A 16979-nucleotide genomic window follows, 5' to 3' on the forward strand; every position below is an offset into this window, starting at 1 on the left:
CGTCAGCCGATCTTCTTCTCGGCGGGCGCGACCTGTTCGGCGGGGAAGGTCTTCGACACCTCCGGGTGGTCGGCCGAGGCGAACTTCGCCTGGAAGGTGGGCTGCAGCAGTGCGTGGTCGCCCGCCCGGACGGTGTTCTTCCCCTTGACACCGGAGAAGGTGAAGCCCTCCAGGGCCTTGATCATGGCGTCGGTGTCCCCGTCCGCTCCACCGGCCTTGATGGCCTCGACGACCATCTGGGCGGCGTTGAAGCCGTCCGGCGAGAACAGGTCCTCGTCCCACTTCTTCTTCGCGAAGTACTCTCGCATGGCCTCGGCCTCCGGCGTGGCGGTGGCCTCGGGCACGTAGTGGGCCAGCAGGGTGACCTTGTCGCGGGCCTTGCCGAAGACCGGGTAACTGGCCCGGATGTCCAGGCCGGTGACGACGGTGGCGGCGTCCAGCACGCCCTGCTGGTCCAGGGTGGACCACATCGACTGGGCGGTGTCTCCCGCCCAGGCGACGAAGACCATGTCCGGCTTGGCCGCCTTGACCTTGCTCGCCACGGGGGTCAGATCGGTGGCGCTGGGCGGCGCCAGCACCGAGGTCACCGTGGTGCCGTCGGTGCCCAGCACGGCCTTGACGGCCTCGGCGTTGGCCTGCCCGAAGGCGCTGTCCTGGGCCAGGACGACGACCTTCTTGCCCTGGGAGTCGCCCAGGATGTTCTTGGCGGTCACCACGTCCTGGTAGGTCTGGCGTCCGGAGCGGAAGGTGTAGCGGTTGACGCCGGTGACCGCGTCGGTGGCCGCGGGCCCGCTGATGTACAGCGTCTTGTTCTGCGCCGCCACCGGGGCGATCTGGGTGGCCACCCCGGAGGCCGCGGTGCCGGCGATGATCGGCACCCCCTGGCCGATGCGCTTCTTGGCCAGGGAGACGCCCTTGGCCGGATCACCGGCGTCGTCGTCCTTCAGCACGGTGACCTTGATGCCGTCGACCTTGCCAGTACCTTCGGTGGCGTGGTCGAGGCCGGCTTCGAAGCCCTGCAGGTACTGCTCGCCGTAGGAGGCCAGCGGCCCGCTGGTGGAGGTGACGAGGGCGACCTGCACCTCCTTCGACTCGGAGGCGGTGCTGCTGCCCGGGCTGGAGCAGGAAGCGGTGAACGCGGCGGCGATCGCGGTCACGGTGGCGGAAAGAAGAACGGATCTACGCATGGCCGTATGGCTCCTCAATGCGACGACGGATACGCCCCAGGGGTCCATCACGGATTCGGTTCCTGAGCGACGTCCGGGCAGTGTGTTTCACGCCACCTGGACGCCACAATGTGGCTCACCACCATGTGGCACTGTGCTGCTATGTCTGTAGCACCCATCAGTGGCGCCCGGCGGTGGCGGAGAGGTGCTCAGGGACGGCCGTCGCCGACGATGACGAACTGAACGCCACAATGTGGCTCACCCCCATGCGGCACTGTCCGGCTGTGTCGGTGGCACCCGTCGGTGGCGGTGAGGCGATCAGGAACGGCCCTCGTCGGCGACGACGAACGTACCGGGGGCGGCCCCTCCACCGTCTCGATCCCGACAACGGTCCCGCTCACAGGAGGGCCTTCTCTCGGACCGGCCGGGCAACCACTCGCCCCGTCGGATCTCCTGGCCGGCACGTGGTGGAAACGGGGGTACCGTCCAGCAGGACGATCACACCGGCACCACACAGGCCCGGTTCGCCCGGGCGAGGGGAGCTACGCATGAGCGAGGCCAGGCACCACTCACCCTCCGAGCCCGAGCCCGGCGACAGCGAGCGCACCGATCCGCTGGCCCGGCTGTCCCTGGAGCAGTTGCGGCAGCGCACCAGCATGAAGTGGCGCACGCACCCCGAGGACGTCCTCCCGCTCTGGGTGGCGGAGATGGACGTCCCCCTGGCACCCGCCGTCGCCGGCACGCTGCACCGGGCCGTCGACCTGGGAGACACCGGATACCCGTACGGCACCGCCTACGCCGAGGCCCTCGCCGCCTTCGCCGCCGCGCGCTGGAAGTGGGACGGCCTGCGGGTGGAGAACACCGCGATCGTGCCCGACGTCATGCTGGGCATCGTCGAGGTCCTCCGCCTCGTCACCGGCCCCGGCGACGCGGTCGTCGTCTGCTCACCCGTCTACCCGCCGTTCTACGCGTTCGTCGCGCACGACGGCCGGGACGTCGTCGAGGCCCGTCTGGGCCCCGACCGGCGGATCGACCTCGCCGGCCTCGAAGACGCCTTCATACGCGCACGACGCCACGGCCGCCGCGCCGCCTTCCTGATGAGCAACCCGCACAATCCGACCGGTGTCGTCCACACCCGCGCGGAGCTCGAGGCGGTCGCCGAGCTCGCCCGCCGGCACGGTGTCCGGGTGGTCTCCGACGAGATCCACGCCCCGCTGGTGCTGCCGGGAGCCGTCTTCACACCGTTCCTCGGCGTTCCCGGCTCCGAGAACGGGTTCGCCCTGACCTCCGCGTCCAAGGCGTGGAACCTGGCCGGTCTCAAGGCCGCCGTGGCCATCGCCGGCACCGAAGCCGCGGACGATCTCCGCCGTATGCCCGAAGAGGTCGGCCACGGCCCCAGCCACCTGGGCGTCCTCGCCCACACCGCGGCGTTCCGCGACGGCACCGACTGGCTCGACGAACTCCTGCTCGGACTCGACGCCAACCGGAGCCTGCTGGGCGAGCTGATCGACGAACACCTCCCCGGCGTGGGGTACGTCCCGCCCCAGGGCACCTACCTCGCCTGGCTGGACTGCACCGGGCTCGCACTGCACGACGACCGGCCGGCCGACGGACCGGGCGTCGTCAGCGACCTCGCCGGACCGGCGAGGATGTTCCTGGACGAGGCTCGCGTCGCCCTCAGCTCCGGGCACGTCTTCGGCACCGGCGGCGCCGGCTGCGTCCGCCTCAACTTCGCGACCTCACCGACGATCCTGCGCCAAGCGCTCGCCCGCATGGGACGCGCGCTCGCCGGCCATGGACGAGCGCCCCACGCCTGATACCGGCCACTGCCGGACGCCCGTGCCACCGGCTCGGGACACGACGGACGTCCGGTCGGCGCCCTCTTCCGGAGGGGGCCGACCGGACGTGCGTCAGGCGGTGCAGGAAGTGGTGCTGGTGGTGGCGCTGCAGGTCGAGGTGGAGCTGGTGCTGGTGCAGCCGGCCAGCATGACCTCACTGGCGTCCGAGTAGTCGGAGATCTCGAAGCTCTCGGCCTCGAGCTCGAGAATCGCGTCCGCGAGGGTGCTCAGGTTGCCGTCCACGACGTCTCCCGATGGGTCAGGGCGGAGGCCGCCGTGGCCGGCGGCCTCCGCCGGGTGGGTACGGGAGCATTCCAGCGGCCTCCGCTCACCGTTCGGCATGTCTCCCGCTGTCGTCCCGCCGGCATCCCGGCACCCCCGGAGCGGACGTCGGCAGCCCGCGACCCGGATTGTGGCGTCGCACGACTGCCGCCACGATGAAGTCATGGCTGTCCTTCGCCCCGCCGGCCGTTTCGACGCTTTCCGAGCTCTCTCAGAGCGGCGTGGAAGAGCCGGTGAGCGGCTGGTCGAGCGGCTGGCCCGCACCAGGGAAGGCTCGACGGACGGCCCCGAGAGCTGGGCCCCGGCGGTCGCCGCCGGCCTGGGCCTGCCTGCCGCCGCCGCACTCGGGCCGGCCGCCTACTACGCGGACCTGGTCGCACCGCGCGGCCGCCGTCACGTCCGGGTCTGCTCGGCGGCGGCGTGCTTCGCGGCGCAGTCGGGGCGGCATGTCACCCGGGTGGAGCAGGAACTGGGTGTCACCGCGGGCACCGTCTCACCGGACGGAGGGACATCGCTGCAGACCGTCCGCTGCCTGGGGTACTGCTACGCAGGCCCCGCCGCACTGGACGGGGCCACGCCCTGCACGGGTCCTGCGCTCGCCGGTCGGCTGGCGGGGCGCGAGCCACGGTCCGCTCCGCGGATCCCGGCGGCCGACGACACCGGCGACCCCGTGCTGCTGGCAGGGGTGGTCGCCGGTGCGCCGGCGTGGCAGGTGTGGCCGGGGATCGTGACGGCCGGCAGTCCCGGCCGGGTCCGCGGGGAGGTGGCCGCCTCCGGGCTGCGCGGACGCGGGGGAGCGGGTTTCCGGGTGGCGGCGAAATGGGAGGCGGCGGGCCGGGCGCCCGGCACCGTGGTGGTGGCCAACGGAGACGAGGGGGACCCGGGGTCGTACGCCGACCGGTTGCTGATGGAGGCCGACCCGCGACGGGTGCTGGAGGGCCTGGCGCTGGCCTGCTTCGCCTGCGGTGCCCGCCGGGGCCTGGTACTGGTCCGCTCGGAGTATCCGCGCGCGCTGGCACGGATGCGGGAAGCGGTCGGGGAGGCCTACGCCGACGGGCACTTCGGCCCTTCCGCGCACGGCACGGACACGGCCCTGGACGTCGAGGTGGTCGAGGGCGCCGGGTCGTACGTCGCCGGTGAGGAGACCGCGCTGATCGCGAGTCTGGAAGGGGACCGGGGCTGCGCCCGGCCGCGTCCGCCGTACCCGACCGCGCGCGGACTCTGGGACGCGCCGACCGTGGTGAACAACGTGGAGACCCTGGCGGCCGTCCCCTGGATCGTGGCCCGGGGCGGCGACGCGTACGCCCGGCGCGGGACGCCGGAGGAGACCGGCACGAAACTGGTCTGCCTCTCGGAGCGGTTCGCCCGGCCGGGGGCGTACGAGGTCGAGCTGGGCACCTCGCTGCTGCGGATCGTCACCGAACTGGGCGGTGGCCTGAAGGACGGCAGCGAGCCGGTCGCCCTCCAGGTCGGCGGACCACTGGGCGGATTTCTCGCCCCGGACGCGCTGGACGTGCCGCTCACCACGGCCGGCCTGGCCGCCCGCGGTGCCGCACTGGGCCATGCCGGACTGGTCGCCTTCGACCAGCACGTGGCGCCGCGGGACGTGTTGCGGCATGTGTGGGAGTTCGCGGCGGCGGAGAGCTGCGGCGCCTGCTCCCCCTGCCGGGTGGGCTCGCGTCGCGGTCTGGAGCTGGCCGGGGCCGGCGCTTCGCCCGGTGACGAGTGGGGACGGCTCGCGCATGTACTGGCCGAGGCGAGCCTGTGCGCGTTCGGACGGCGCATCCCGCCCGCCGTGCACAGCCTCGCCCGCGTCTACGGGGACCGACTGGCGGGATGGGAGCCATGACCGGAATCGAGATCCAGGTCGACGGCACGAGCGTCGCCGTGCCCGAGGGAGCGTCCCTGCTCGCGGCCGTGCGGGCGGCAGGGAGCGGGCTGCCCGCACTGTGCTCCGACGACCGGCTCAGCCCGGCCGGCTCCTGCCGCACCTGTCTCGTACGCGCCGCCGGGCAGACCGTGGCGGCCTGTGTGACCCCGGCCGCCCCCGGTGTCCACGTCGAGACCGCGACCGACGACCTCCGGCAGCTGCGCCGGGAGGCGGTGGAGGTCATCGCCTCCGCACTGCCGCCCCGCGCCCTCGCCGACGGCAACCCCGGTGAACTGGCCGAGGTCTGCCGGTCGATGGGCATCGGCCCCGACACCGCACAGGGTGCCGGAGGCCGGGGCGGGGACGACTCCCACCCCTACGTCCAGCTGGACCGGGACCTGTGCATCGCCTGCGGCCGGTGCGTCCGCATGTGCGCCGAGGTGCAGGGCACCTTCGCCCTGACCCTGGTCGGCCGGGGCGCCGACACCGTGGTCGCGCCCGGCACCGGCGGGCCTTGGGCGGAGTCGGACTGTGTGGCCTGCGGCGGCTGCGTCGACACCTGCCCCACCGGGGCGCTCACCGAACCCGGCCCGGCGCGTGGGCTCACCTCCGCCCGCCGGCCGCCGGCGACCCGCACCACGTGCGGATACTGCGGTGTCGGCTGTGCCCTGGACGTCGTCACCGCCGACGGCGAGGTCACGGCCGTACTGCCCGCCCGCGACGGCCCGGTCAACCAGGGCCACGCCTGCGTCAAGGGCCGCTTCGCCCACGGTTATCTCGCCTCCTCCGAACGGCTCACCCGGCCCCTGCTGCGACGAGACGGCCGCCTGGAGCCCGTCGGCTGGGACGAGGCGCTCGGTCATGTCGCCCGAGGGCTGCGCGCGGCCGTCGCGGCCGGTGGCCCGGACGCCGTGGCGGCGATCTCCTCGGCCCGCGCCACCAACGAGGAGAACTACCTCGTCCAGAAGTTCATGCGGGCCGTCATCGGCACGAACAACGTGGACAACTGCTCCCGCCTGTGCCACTCCCCGTCCGCCGCCGGCCTGACCGCCTCCTTCGGTCTGTCCGGCGGCACCGACAGCTTCGACGACGTCGAACGGTCCGACGGCCTGCTCGTGGTGGGGGCCAACCCCGTCGAGGCCCACCCGGTGGTCGGGGCGCGGCTGCTGCGGCGCGTGCTGCGCGGGGCCAAGCTGGTGGTCGCCGATCCGCGCGCCGTGGGCCTCGCCGCGCACGCCGATGTGCATCTGCGGCCCCGTCCGGGCACCAACGTGGCGCTCTTCCACGGGCTCGCCCACGTGCTGCTCGCCGAAGGACTGACCGACGAGGAGTTCCTGCGCGAGCGGGCCACCGGACTGCCGGAGCTCACCGAACTGCTGGCCGACTACCCGCCGGACCGGGTGGCGGACATCACCGGTGTGCCCGCCCCCGACCTGATCGCCGCCGCCCGGCTCTACGGCGAGGCCCGGCGTCCCGCGATCGTCTACGGCCTGGGGGTGACCGAGCACCTGCACGGCACGGACGGGGTGCGGTCGCTGGCCAACCTGGCGATCCTGCGCGGTGCCGTGGGCACCGACCGCGGGCACGGGGTCAATCCGTTGCGCGGCCAGAACAACGTCCAGGGCGCCTCCGACATGGGCGCGCTGCCCGACCTCCTGCCCGGATACGGGCAGGTGACCGACCCGGCGGTGCGGGCCCGGGCCGAGGCGGTGTGGGGCGTCCCGGTCCCCGAGCGGCCCGGCCTGCGCATCCCGGACATGTTCGCCGCCGCACGGGCGGGGGAGCTGCGGGCGCTGTGGGTCATCGGGGAGGACGTGTGCGCCACCGATCCCGACGCGAACAAGGTGGCCGAGGCCCTTCAGGCGTGCCCGCTCGTGGTGTGCAGCGAACTGTTCCCGTCCGAGACCGCCCGCCGTGCCGACGTGGTGCTGCCCGTCGCGTCCTGGCTGGAGAAGGACGGCACCTTCGTCAACTTCGACCGCCGGTTCCAGCGGGTCCGTCCCGCCGTGACCCCGCCGGGAGAAGCACGCAGCGACTTCGACGCCGTGCACGCCGTCGCGTCGGCGATGGGTGCCGACCTCGGCTGCCCGACACCGGCCGCCGCCCTGGCCGAATGCGGCCGCATCGCCCCCCTCTTCGCAGGTCTGTCCCACGAACGGCTGGACCGGGAGGGCGCCGTGCCGTGGCCCTGCCGGGACCCCGCCCGCCCCGGCGAGGCGAAGCTCTACCGGGACCGGTTCGCCACCGCCGACGGCCGTGCCCACCTGGCCGCGGCGCCCTGTCTTCCGCCGGGTGAACACCCCGACGACGACTACCCGCTCGTCCTCGTCACCGGACGGCGCTGGGCGCACTACAACTCCGGCAGCATGACCCGGCGCGGCGCGAACCTCGCCCTCGACCCGGTCGACCACCTCGACCTCCACCCCGGCGACGCCCACCGCTACGCCGTGCGCGACGGTGAGCCGGTCACGCTGGAGAGCCGACACGGCAGGGCCCGACTCATCGCCCGCGTCGGCGAGCAGACCGCGCCCGGCCAGGTCTTCTGTTCCTTCCACTTCCCGGCGAGCGGGGTCAACCGCCTCACCTCCCACCACGCCGACACCGTCACGTCCTGCCCCGAGTACAAGGTCACGGCGGTCCGTGTGGTCGCCTCCCCGACGGTTCACCCGAGAGCCTTTCCGCCATCCACCGCGCACGCCGCCCTGCCGCCGTCGTCCTCCGATGACTGAGCCCGATGCCCCGAGGGAGGCGACGACGGCCGCGCACCGCACCGACGCGTCCGTACTCCGTCCGGGCCCCGGCCCCGACGGTGCGACGTTCCCACGTGCGGAACTGCACGAGACGCACACCGCGATCGTGCTCCTCTTCGGTGATCACGCCTACAAGATCAAGAAACCGGTCGACCTGGAGTTCCTGGACTACACCACGGTGGCGGCCCGCCGGGCCGCCTGCGAACAGGAGGTCGTCCTCAACCGCCGCTTCGCCGCGGACGTCTACCTGGGCCTGGGCGAGATCCGGCTGCCGCATCCGGACGAGGCCGAACCGCTCGTCGTGATGCGCCGCATGCCGGCGGACCGTCGCCTGTCCCGGCTGGTACGAGAGGGGGCCGCCGTCGACGACGTCCTGCGGGCCGTGGCCCGGCAGCTTGCCGCACGCCACGCGGACGCGCGCCGCAGCCCGGAAGTGGACGTGCAGGGAACCCGCGACGCTCTGTCCTCGAGGTGGGAAGCGAGCTTCGCGCAGGTCCACGCCCTGGCCGAGGACGTCTCCCTGCCCGACGGCGTCGACGAGGTCGAGCGGCTGGTGCGCCGCTACCTCGCCGGCCGCGAGCACCTGTTCGCCACGCGTATCCGGCAAGGACGCATCGTCGACGGCCACGGCGACCTGCTGGCCGAGGACGTCTTCTGCCTCGACGACGGCCCCCGCATCCTGGACTGTCTGGAGTTCGACGACCACCTTCGCCACGTCGACGGCCTCGATGACGCCGCCTTCCTCGCCATGGACCTGGAACAGCTCGGCGCCCCGGAGTCCGCGGCCCACTTCCTCGCCCGGTACAGCGAGTACTCCGGGGACTTCGCGCCCCCGTCCCTGTGGCACCACTACGTGGCCTACCGAGCCTTCGTCCGTGCCAAGGTCTCCCTGATCCAGTCACGCCAGGGCGCGCCCGGTGCCGAGTCGGCGTCCCGGCGACTGGTCACGGCGACGCTGCGCCACCTGCGCACCTCCGCCGTCGGTCTGACGCTGGTGGGCGGGCTGCCGGGCAGCGGGAAATCCACGCTCGCCGGCGCCCTGGCCGACCGTCTGGGGGTGACCCTGCTCAGCAGCGACCGCCTCCGCAAGGAACTGGCCGGCATCCCGGCGGAGCAGCCCGCGGCGGCCGGCTACGGCGAAGGCCTGTACACGCCGGAGTGGACCGCCAGGACCTACGACGCCCTGCTCGACCGTGCGTCCACCCTGTTGTCCTCGGGAGAATCCGTCGTCCTGGACGCCACCTGGTCCGACGCGGGCCGACGCGCAGCGGCCCTGCGCACGGCCGAACGCACCAGCGCCGACCTGGTGGCCCTGCACTGCCGGGTCCCCGGCGACGTGTCGGCGGCCCGCCTCGGCTCCCGTCCTCCGGGAGCATCGGCATCCGATGCCGACGTCGCCGTCGCCACCGCCATGGCGGCCGAGGAGCCACCGTGGCCCGAGGCCGTCACGGTCGACACCAGCGGCCCCCCGGAGGCCGCGGTCGTCCAGGCGCTGGCAGCCCTGCGGCCGTGGGGCACCGGCCAGGCCCCCGTCTTCCGCCGCCCCCACCCGCGGCCGGACTGACGGACCCGGGCACGGCCCTCGGGCACGGGACCGTGGGCGAGGTGGTGGACGCCGGCACTGGGGTGCACACCCGGCGTCCCGGACAACAGGTGACCGTGTGTCCGTCGCGGCCTGCGCACACTGCCCGCCCTGCCGCGACACCCTGTACGGACAGCGCCGCAACGGCGGCGGATGGACCCCGGGCAATGTGATCCGCGGGACACAGGCCGAGTTCGTCCGCGTCCCCTCCGCCGACCACTCCACGCACCGGCGCCCTCGACGTCGTGCTGCACCGCGAGGCGCCGCGACCGCCCCGGTGGCGCGGGGTCGGCAGTCCCGCGCCGGGTCGACGAGAACACCTCTCACTTCACGTGGGCGACGAGGAAGTCGGCGCTGCTGGACAGCGTGGTGAGCTGTGGTGTGTCCTCGTCGTCGATACGCATGCCGGTCCGTTCGCCCAGGAACTCGATGTAGGTCAGGAAGTCCAGCGAATCCATCTCGAGCGCGTCCCGAAACGCCTCGTCGGGACCCAGCGTGGCCAGGTCGGCGTCGGGAACGGCCCGGGCGATCGACTCCTTGACCACGTTCAGCGCGTCGGTTCGGTTCACAGCTTCTCCGGGTTCTGCAGGAGACGGTCGAGCCTTCTCAGATAGCGGGCCCCGACGGCGCCGTCCGTCGCCCGGTGGTCCGCCGAGAGGGTGGCCGTGACGACGGGACGTACGCCCAGCAGGCCGTCGACGGCGCACGGCCGGTCGACCACCCGCCCGAAGCCGACCAGGGCCACCTGCGGCGGATGAATCACGCCGAACACGGTTTCCACGCCCTGGTCGCCGAGGTCGGTGACCGTGATCGTGGCGTCGGACACTTCGGAACCGCGCAGCCTGCCCGCGCGGGCGCGTGACACCAGGTCTTTCAAGGCGGTCATCAGCTCGGGCAGCCCGAGGGTGTCGGCCCGGTGCAGGGCGGGTGCGACGAGCCCCCCGCCACGAAGGGACACCGCCACGCCGAGATGGACGTCCTGAGCAGCGGTGAAGCGGTCGTCGGTCCAGAAGCCGTTGAGCTCGGGCACCTCGTGTGCCGCGAGGGCGGCCGCCTTGAGCAGCAGGGCCGCCGGAAGCAGCCGTTCGGACATCGGACTGCGCCGGTTGCGGTCGTGCAGCCAGTCCATCGCGGTGGCCATGTCGACGGTGGTGGACAGGTAGTAGTGCGGGATGTCCCGGTTGGCGCGGGTCATCAGGCGTGCGATCACCCGGCGCATGCCCGACGCCCGGTCCTCGGGAGGGTGGGAGGCACGCACGGCAGCGGCGGTCCGGCGCGGCGGTGGGGGCGCGGCAGCGTGACCGGAGGCCGCCCTGGCCACGTCTTCGGCGCGGATGGCGAAATCCTTGCCGGTGCCGGTCACCGCGGACAGGTCGACACCCAGCTCGGCGGCGCGTCGGCGGGCGAGGGGGGTGGCCCGTATGCGCGAGGGCCGGGCGGCGGTCGTGGCTGCCGCTGCCCGCTCGATGTCGGCCCGGGTGACACGCCCTGCCGGTCCGGAGCCGTCGAGGGCCGTGAGGTCGACGCCGCTCTGCTCCGCGAGGTGCCGGATCAACGGGCCCGCCTCGACGTGTCCGCGGTCCCGGCCCCCGGACGGCACCGGAGTGCGGGCAGGGGAGGGCTCGGAGGTTTTGGCGGGCCTCGCGTGCTCAGGGGCGGGCGGTGCCTGTGGTTTCCCCTGGGCCTTCCGGGCGCTCTCCGGTTCCCCGGGCACTCCTGCCGCCGGCTCGATCATCGCGAGCGGCGTGCCCACCGGTACCGTCGTGCCCGGCTCGACGAGCAGCCGCCCCATCGCTCCGCTCGCGAAGCACTCCACCTCGATCGTGGACTTCGCGGTTTCGACGACCGCGACCGGATCGCCTCTGCGGACGAGGTCGCCGGGTCCCACCAGCCATTCCACCAGCGTGCCCTCGTCCATGTCGGCGCCGAGTGACGGCATGGTGAACTCGCCCATGATCAGTCCACCGCCCGGTGTGCGGCCGCGACGATGTCGGCGGTCTGCGGCAGGGCGGCCTCTTCCAACTGCCGGGCGTACGGAATGGGCACCTCGGCGCTGCACACCCGCTCGACGGGGGCGTCCAGGTCGTAGAACGACTCCTCGGCGATGCGGGCGGACACCTCGGCGGCGAGACTCCCCGTGCGCCATGCCTCGTCGACGATCACCGCACGGTGGGTACGGGCCACGGACGCGGTGACGGTCGCACCGTCGAGGGGCCGCAGCGTGCGCAGGTCGATCACCTCGGCGTCGATGCCCTCGGAGGCCAGCCCGTCCGCCGCCGCGAGCACCTTGGGCAGCGAACCGCCGTACGTGATCAGGGAGATGTCGGTACCGGGCCTGCGGATCGCGGCATGGTCCAGGTCCACGGGGGCGGCCGGCGGAGTGAGTTCGCCGGAGGCGTTGTAGAGGCTGCCGTGCTCGAAGACCACCACCGGGTCGGGGTCGGCGAGCGCGGGGGCGAGCATGTGGCGTGCGTCCTCGAGCGTGGCCGGGGCGAGCACACGGATGCCGGGGATGTGCGCGTAGAAGCCTTCCAGGCTGTGCGAGTGCTGCGCCGCGAGCTGCCGCCCCGCACCCGTCGTCATGCGGATGACCAGCGGCACGGGCAGCTGGCCGCCCGACATGTGCAGCAGGGTGGCGGCGTTGTTGAGGATCTGGTCGAGGGCGAGCAGGCTGAAGTTGACGGTCATGATCTCGACGACGGGCCGCATCCCGGCCAGAGCGGCGCCGATGCCGGCACCCACGAACGCGGACTCCGAGAGCGGGGTGTCGCGGACGCGGTCCGGTCCGAACTCCTCCAGCAGCCCGAGGCTGACGCCGAAACAGCCGCCGTACCTGCCCACGTCCTCGCCCATGAGGAAGACCCGGTCGTCGGAGCGCAGGGCTTCCCGCAGGGCCTCGCGCAGAGCCTCCCGGTACGTCGTCTTCGCCCCCTCCGTCCCGTCGGCGCTCACGGTCGGTCCACCTCCTCGGCCGAGGTGCTCGTGACGTGGCGGAGCAGGTTCTCGACCGGCTCCTCCGGGGCCTGCTCGGCCGCTTCCACGGCGCGGTCGATCTCGTCGGTGATCCGCTGCTCGATCCGGGTGAGCGCTTCGCCGCCCGGCTCCCCGTGGTCGCGCATGCGGTCCGTCAGCCGGCCGATCGGATCCCGGGACTTCCACTCCTCGATCTCCGCCTTCTTGCGGTAGCGGTCCGGGTCGTACATGGAGTGGGCGCGGAACCGGTAGGTGCGCAGCTCCAGGAAGTGCGGTCCGGTGCCTGCCCTGATGCCCTCGACGGCCCGCCGGGCGGCCTGTTCGACGGCTTCGACGTCCATGCCGTCCACGGCCCAGGCGGGCATGCCGTAGGAGGCGGTGCGCATCGCCAGGTCGGTCTGCGCGTGCTCCCGGGCGAGCGCGGTGCCCATGGCGTACAGGTTGTTCTCGCAGACCAGCAGCAGGGGCAGGTCCCACAGGGCGGCGAGGTTCGCCGTCTCGTGGAACTCGCCCTCGGCGAAGGCCCCGTCGCCGAAGAAGCAGCAGGTGACGCGGGGCAGGCCGCGCATGCGGTCGGCGAGGGCGAGACCGGCGGCCAGCGGAAGTCCGCCGGCGACGATCGCGCTGCCGCCGTAGAAGCGGCGGCTCGCGTCGAACAGGTGCATGGATCCGCCCCGCCCGCCGCTGCAGCCGGTCACCTTGCCGTACATCTCGGCCATGACGGCCTCGGCCGTGAGACCGCGGGCCAGCGCGTGACCGTGTTCGCGATAGGTGGAGACGACCGCGTCCTCCGGTGTCAGCGCCTCGTTGACACCGACGGCGACGGCCTCCTCGCCGATGTAGAGGTGGACGAAGCCACGGATCTTCGCGGCGCTGTACAGCTCGACGCACCTCTCCTCGAAGCGCCGGATGCGCAGCATCGCCTCCAGCAGGTCCGTCCGGTGCCCGGCGTCCGTCCGGTCGGCCGGCGGCGGTCCGGCACCGGCCCTCTTCTCGGGTCCGGCCTTCCTGCCGGGCTTCGCGGGCGCCGCGTCCTTCCGGGGGCGGGCGGTGGACCGGGCCGCGCTCACGCTGATCCCTCCAAGGTCGACAAGTCGCCGGTGGGGAAGCCGAGTTCACGTGCACGCAGCAGTCGGCGCATGACCTTGCCGCTGCGGGTCCTGGGCAGGTTCTGGTCGAACGCGATCTCTCTGGGCGCGACGGCCGGACCCAGCCGCCGACGGGCGAAGCCCAGCAACTCGCGCTCCAGGTCCGGGGAGGATTCCACACCGGGGCGCAGCGACACGAAGGCCTTGACGACGTTCCCGGCCACGGGGTCCGGCCGGCCGATCACTCCGGCCTCCGCGACCGCCGGGTGTTCCATCAGCGCGCTCTCCACCTCGAACGGGCCGATCAGATGCCCCGCCGACTTGATCACGTCGTCGGCGCGTCCCACGAACCAGTACCAGCCGTCCGCGTCCCGTCGCACCAGGTCGCCGGTCAGATACCAGCCGTCGGTGAAGGCGGCGTCGTAGCGCTCCTTGTCGTGCAGGTAGCCGCGGAACATCGACGGCCAGCCGGGACGCAGCGCCAGCTCGCCCTCTTCGTCGGGGCTCCGCACTTCCGTGACCCGGCCGCCGCCGACCAGCGCCCGGCCGTCCTCGCCGGTCCTCAGCACGGTCGCCTCGACGCCGGGCAGCGGGCGGCCCATCGAGCCGGGCCGGATGTCGCAGGCCGCGTAGTTCGCGATCATGATGCAGCCGGTCTCCGTCTGCCACCAGTTGTCGTGCACCGGCAGGCCCAGCACGTCACGGCCCCATACGACGGCCTCGGGGTTGAGAGGTTCCCCGACGGAGGCGATGAAGCGCAGGGCCGACAGGTCGTGGGAGCGCGGCAGGTCGTACGGGCCCCGACGTGGTGTCGCACGCATGAGCATGCGCAGCGCGGTGGGCGCCGTGTACCAGACGCTGACCCGCTGCTCGCCGAGGATCCGGTACCAGCGGCGGGCGTCGTAGTCACCCTCGTCGACGACCACCGTCACACCGTGCGCCAGCGGGGCGATGATGCCGTACGACATGCCCGTGACCCAGCCGGGGTCGGCGGTGCACCAGTACACGTCCCCGGGGTGCAGATCGAGCGCGTACGCGGCCGTGGCGTGGTGGGCGACCACCGCCTCGTGGACGTGGACCGCGCCTTTGGGAGTGCCCGTGGTGCCACTGGTGAAGTGCAGCAGGGCCATGTCTCCGGGCGAGGTCGGCGGGATCGTGAAGGTGTCCGCGGCGGCGGACATCAGCGCGTCGAAGGAGAGGGTGCCGGGCAGATCCCCGGCGCCCGGCCCGACGATCAGGACGTGCTCCAGGTCGGGCAGCGGGTCCCGGCGGTCGGCCACCTTCTTCCGGTAGAGGGCCGCCGTGGTCACGAGCACCCGGGCGTCGCCGAGACGCAGCCGCTGCTCCACCGGGTCGGGGCCGAACGCGGAGAACAGCGGGCAGAGCACGCCGGTGTTCTTCAGCGTGCCCAGCACCGCGGTGTAGAGCTCGGGGCAGCGGCCGAGCAGCGTGAACACCCGGTCGCCGGGGCCGACGCCGAGTGTCCGCAGCACGTTCGCGAAACGGGCCGTGCGCCGGGCCAGCTCGGCGTACGTGACATCGGTGACGGAGTCGTCCCGGGCGATGCACCGCAGGGCGACCTTGTCCGCCCGGTCCGAGGCCGCATGCCGGTCCACCGCCTCGTGCGCGATGTTCAGCCCGCCGCCGGGCAACCCGGCCAGCGCGTGGCGGGCCTGAGCCCAGGTGAACGCCGAGCGGGTCCGTTCGTAGTCGGTGAGACGGGGCGGAACGACCGGTGCGGTGTCCTTGTGGATCGTTTCCCAGTCCATGGGTGCTCCTCGCGGCACTGCCCTTGATCTCCAGGGTCGCGGAGCACGGCGCGTGTCGCACGTCGGCCAGGTGAGCACGGCCCGATGCGGGCGGCAGCCGCGGTCGTCGATGGAACCGAGGGCCGCCCGCTTCTTGCGGGCCCTCATTGCACGGTGCGCGGTTTCGCTCCGCTTCTCCGTGTCTCCTGTGACCCTCGGCTCCTTTCCATCACACCGCCGACCACCCGCCGGCTGTAGGGCCGGACGGTCCCGACCGGGAGGGCCGTCCGGCCCCCGGTCGGACCCGCGCCACCGGTCCGCGCGGAGTTCCCCGGCTGTACCCGTCGTCCAGCCGTCGACCGTCCCCCCCCGTCACGGAAGCCGCCGAACCGTCCGCCCGTCAGGCGGAACACGCTGCGCGCCCTCCTCGCCCTGCGGCCCCCGTCGCGCCCCGGCGTCAGCCGTGCGGGACGACGGCGACCGGGAACTCGGCGCGATGGCCGGGGCACCCCTCTCCGGCTGTCACGCTCGGTTACTATGCTCACTTCATACCGGAGGCCGGAAGCGAGGGCCGTACCGCCGTCGATGGACTGCCGGGGAGACGGAGGGACGGGCATGCCGGTCGGAACTCCCCGGATTCTCCCCAGGACCGGTCGGGGAGGTTTCCCCGAATCACACCGCGTGGGAGCTGGTCGTGGAACGTAAGGTGAACGAGCTGTGGGGCCTCGGAGAATGCTGAGAGAGGTCGCCGCGGGCCGCTACATCGCGCCCCTGCGGTCCGGTGGCTCCGTGCCCGGGATCGTCGAGGCCGACGACCTCGGCACGTACGTCGTGAAGTTCACGGGGTCCGCGCAGGGGCGCAAGGCGTTGGTCGCCGAGGTGATCGTCGGCGAGCTGGCCCGTGCCCTGGGGCTGCGTTTTCCGGAGCTGGTCCTGGTCCACTTCGACCCGGCGATCGCCGCCGGCGAGCCCCACCAGGAGGTGCGGGAGCTGCACTCCGCCAGCGCCGGGATCAACCTCGGCATGGACTACCTGCCGGGCGCGCGGGACTTCACGCCCGAGGTCGCCGAGGTCTTCCCCGTCGATCCGGTGGAGGCCGGGCGGATCGTCTGGCTCGACGCGCTCACGGTGAACGTGGACCGGACCACGCACAGCTCCAATCTGATGGTCTGGCCGACGCTCGGCGTCGCCCCGCCGCGCCTGTGGCTCATCGATCACGGGGCCGCGCTCGTCTTCCACCACCGCTGGGCCGCCTCCGACCCGTCGAAGGCGTACGACTTCCGTCACCACGCCCTCGGCGGCTACGCACCCGACGTGCGCGCCGCCGACGCCGAACTGGCTCCCCGGGTGACCGAGGAACTGCTGCGGTCCATCACCGCCGAGGTGCCCGACGCCTGGCTGGCCGACGACCCGGACTTCGCGACGCCCGACGCGGCCCGCGAGGCGTACGTGGCGTACCTCCACGCGCGCGTGCGGTCCTCGCCGGCGTGGCTGCCGACCGACTTCCCCGCCGCGGAGGAGCTGGCCGAGGAGAACGCGCGCCGGGCGGCCCGGACCCGGCAGGGCCGCCCGGACTGGCTCAAGAGCGTCCCCGACCTGCACGGCAAGCCGGAGGCGGAACGGGACTGGTCGGTGCATCTGGGATGACCGGCGGGGTGGACCGGAGACCTTCCGGGCCACCC

Annotated in this window: 12 protein-coding genes; 5 read left to right on the forward strand and 7 right to left on the reverse strand. The window is 73.1% G+C overall.

Going from position 1 to position 16979, the window contains the following annotated elements; genetic code table 11:
• Positions 1–2: 2 nt before the first annotated feature.
• Positions 3–1187: a substrate-binding domain-containing protein gene (locus JL475_RS17250; RefSeq protein WP_202278597.1), complete on the reverse strand. Its 1185-nt coding sequence runs from the start codon at positions 1185–1187 to the stop codon at positions 3–5.
• A 527-nt stretch (positions 1188–1714) separates the two neighbouring features.
• On the opposite strand from JL475_RS17250, the gene JL475_RS17255 reads away from it, so the two are divergent.
• Entirely contained in the window at positions 1715–2983 is a 1269-nt protein-coding gene (locus JL475_RS17255) for a MalY/PatB family protein (protein WP_202278598.1), read from the forward strand.
• A 93-nt stretch (positions 2984–3076) separates the two neighbouring features.
• Here JL475_RS17255 and JL475_RS40065 read toward each other — a convergent pair whose 3' ends face one another.
• Entirely contained in the window at positions 3077–3247 is a 171-nt protein-coding gene (locus JL475_RS40065; RefSeq protein ID WP_307825075.1) for a thiazolylpeptide-type bacteriocin, read from the reverse strand.
• Between the two features lie 202 nt (positions 3248–3449).
• Between JL475_RS40065 and JL475_RS17265 the strand changes: the two genes are divergently transcribed.
• From JL475_RS17265 to JL475_RS17275, 3 genes are all read left to right on the forward strand, one after another.
• Positions 3450–5135 carry an NAD(P)H-dependent oxidoreductase subunit E gene (locus JL475_RS17265; RefSeq protein WP_202278600.1) on the forward strand — a complete coding sequence of 562 codons (1686 nt, stop codon included), beginning with the start codon at positions 3450–3452 and terminating at the stop codon, positions 5133–5135.
• Positions 5132–7885 (forward strand): formate dehydrogenase subunit alpha, encoded by a 2754-nt coding sequence (fdhF, locus tag JL475_RS17270; protein WP_202278601.1) that lies wholly within the window; start codon positions 5132–5134, stop codon positions 7883–7885. The genes JL475_RS17265 and fdhF overlap by 4 nt, the downstream gene beginning before the upstream one ends.
• A gap of 103 nt (positions 7886–7988) precedes the next feature.
• On the forward strand, positions 7989–9470 hold the full coding sequence (locus JL475_RS17275; RefSeq protein ID WP_202278632.1) for a bifunctional aminoglycoside phosphotransferase/ATP-binding protein: 1482 nt from the start codon (positions 7989–7991) through the stop codon (positions 9468–9470).
• A gap of 341 nt (positions 9471–9811) precedes the next feature.
• Here JL475_RS17275 and JL475_RS17280 read toward each other — a convergent pair whose 3' ends face one another.
• The 5 genes from JL475_RS17280 to acsA are packed head-to-tail and all read right to left on the reverse strand — an operon-like array spanning position 9812 to position 15318.
• Positions 9812–10057, reverse strand: coding sequence for an acyl carrier protein (locus tag JL475_RS17280; protein WP_202278602.1), 246 nt, complete (start codon positions 10055–10057; stop codon positions 9812–9814).
• On the reverse strand, positions 10054–11442 hold the full coding sequence (locus tag JL475_RS17285) for a 2-oxo acid dehydrogenase subunit E2 (protein ID WP_202278603.1): 1389 nt from the start codon (positions 11440–11442) through the stop codon (positions 10054–10056). Before JL475_RS17285 ends, JL475_RS17280 begins: the two co-directional genes overlap by 4 nt.
• Positions 11443–11444: 2 nt before the next feature.
• Positions 11445–12440 (reverse strand): alpha-ketoacid dehydrogenase subunit beta, encoded by a 996-nt coding sequence (locus tag JL475_RS17290; RefSeq protein WP_202278604.1) that lies wholly within the window; start codon positions 12438–12440, stop codon positions 11445–11447.
• Positions 12437–13531: a pyruvate dehydrogenase (acetyl-transferring) E1 component subunit alpha gene (pdhA, locus tag JL475_RS17295; protein WP_202278605.1), complete on the reverse strand. Its 1095-nt coding sequence runs from the start codon at positions 13529–13531 to the stop codon at positions 12437–12439. The genes JL475_RS17290 and pdhA overlap by 4 nt, the downstream gene beginning before the upstream one ends.
• Entirely contained in the window at positions 13528–15318 is a 1791-nt protein-coding gene (gene acsA, locus JL475_RS17300; RefSeq protein WP_202278606.1) for an acetate--CoA ligase, read from the reverse strand. Before acsA ends, pdhA begins: the two co-directional genes overlap by 4 nt.
• Before the next feature lie 711 nt (positions 15319–16029).
• On the opposite strand from acsA, the gene JL475_RS17305 reads away from it, so the two are divergent.
• Positions 16030–16944 carry a HipA family kinase gene (locus tag JL475_RS17305; RefSeq protein ID WP_202278607.1) on the forward strand — a complete coding sequence of 305 codons (915 nt, stop codon included), beginning with the start codon at positions 16030–16032 and terminating at the stop codon, positions 16942–16944.
• Positions 16945–16979 lie beyond the last annotated feature (35 nt).

Source organism: Streptomyces sp. M2CJ-2 (assembly GCF_016757295.1).
Classification (GTDB): Bacteria; Actinomycetota; Actinomycetes; order Streptomycetales; family Streptomycetaceae; genus Streptomyces.

Coding starts and splice junctions, on each gene's coding strand:
- JL475_RS17265 (WP_202278600.1), top strand. CDS start 3,450: ATGGCTGTCCTTCGCCCCGCCGGCCGTTTCGACGCTTTCCGAGCTCTC.
- JL475_RS17305 (WP_202278607.1), top strand. CDS start 16,030: ATGCTGAGAGAGGTCGCCGCGGGCCGCTACATCGCGCCCCTGCGGTCC.
- acsA (WP_202278606.1), bottom strand. CDS start 15,318: ATGGACTGGGAAACGATCCACAAGGACACCGCACCGGTCGTTCCGCCC.
- JL475_RS17255 (WP_202278598.1), top strand. CDS start 1,715: ATGAGCGAGGCCAGGCACCACTCACCCTCCGAGCCCGAGCCCGGCGAC.
- fdhF (WP_202278601.1), top strand. CDS start 5,132: ATGACCGGAATCGAGATCCAGGTCGACGGCACGAGCGTCGCCGTGCCC.
- JL475_RS17285 (WP_202278603.1), bottom strand. CDS start 11,442: ATGGGCGAGTTCACCATGCCGTCACTCGGCGCCGACATGGACGAGGGC.
- JL475_RS17250 (WP_202278597.1), bottom strand. CDS start 1,187: ATGCGTAGATCCGTTCTTCTTTCCGCCACCGTGACCGCGATCGCCGCC.